Raw genomic sequence first — 786 nt, 5'->3', positions numbered from 1 at the left:
CTTAGCCTGCGAAGCGGCCGGCGTTACGAGCATCACTCGCGTTATACGCCTGAGCGATCTGCTCCGTGTTACTCGAAATACGCTCCAGCAACGACTGCAACTCGTTCAACGACTGCGTCCACTGACGCTGCGCCACGTCATACGAGTTCTGCGCCTCACCACTCCACGCTCCGCGCAGCTTGGCAACTTCAGACTCCAAACGCTCGATCTCCGAACGAATCCCCTGCGCACCATTACGAATCTGGCCCGAAAGTGCACTGACCTGTGCGGTCTGCACCGACATCGACTGCATGCTCATGATTTCTCTATTCCCCTAGAAGTCGCGTCTGTACTCAGTTACCGGACATCATCGCGCCGAGGCCCGAGATCGCCTGCTGGTGCTCCTGCTCCGTCGCAGCCTGATCCTGCTCCGTGCCACGCAGCGAGTTCTCAAGATCGACGAGCACATTATTGAGCTTCACCGTCTCAGCATCCCAACGCTGCATCAGCTGCGTGAACGCACCCGCCGCGGAACCCTGCCAGTACCCGCGAAGCTGCTCGATATCACCGCGCACCTTCTTCGTCTGCTGGTCAATACCGGCCTTCGCCTCAGCAACAGCCTGCTGGCCCCGGCGAAGTGCTCCCTCTTCAGCTGCAATGGTCTGAACCATATTGTTCCCCTTGAGTTCAATGTTGCGCACACCGCAACGATGCACACGTTTCCCTAAGCGTCACGCCAACAGGCGAAGCCACCACCCACGACGCTACGCGAAGCCACCGACATCTGGCAAATAGTTACACCAACCA

Annotated in this window: 2 protein-coding genes; both read right to left on the bottom strand. The window is 58.7% G+C overall.

Going from position 1 to position 786, the window contains the following annotated elements:
- Nucleotide 1: 1 nt before the first annotated feature.
- Nucleotides 2-283 carry a WXG100 family type VII secretion target gene (locus AMS67_RS12490; protein ID WP_241488076.1) on the bottom strand — a complete coding sequence of 94 codons (282 nt, stop codon included), beginning with the start codon at nt 281-283 and terminating at the stop codon, nt 2-4.
- A 49-nt stretch (nt 284-332) separates the two neighbouring features.
- The gene (locus AMS67_RS12485; protein WP_053353891.1) at nt 333-650 is read right to left on the bottom strand and encodes a WXG100 family type VII secretion target; all 318 of its coding nucleotides are present in this window, start codon (nt 648-650) and stop codon (nt 333-335) included.
- Nucleotides 651-786: the final 136 nt, after the last annotated feature.

Origin of the sequence: Leucobacter japonicus, from assembly GCF_001273855.1 — a bacterium.
Taxonomy (GTDB): Bacteria; Actinomycetota; Actinomycetes; order Actinomycetales; family Microbacteriaceae; genus Leucobacter; species Leucobacter japonicus.
This window is presented reverse-complemented; position numbering and strand designations above follow the sequence as displayed.

What these genes read in the sequence shown, in the direction of transcription:
- AMS67_RS12485 (WP_053353891.1), bottom strand. Translation starts at nt 650, where the DNA reads ATGGTTCAGACCATTGCAGCTGAAGAGGGAGCACTTCGCCGGGGCCAG.
- AMS67_RS12490 (WP_241488076.1), bottom strand. Translation starts at nt 283, where the DNA reads ATGTCGGTGCAGACCGCACAGGTCAGTGCACTTTCGGGCCAGATTCGT.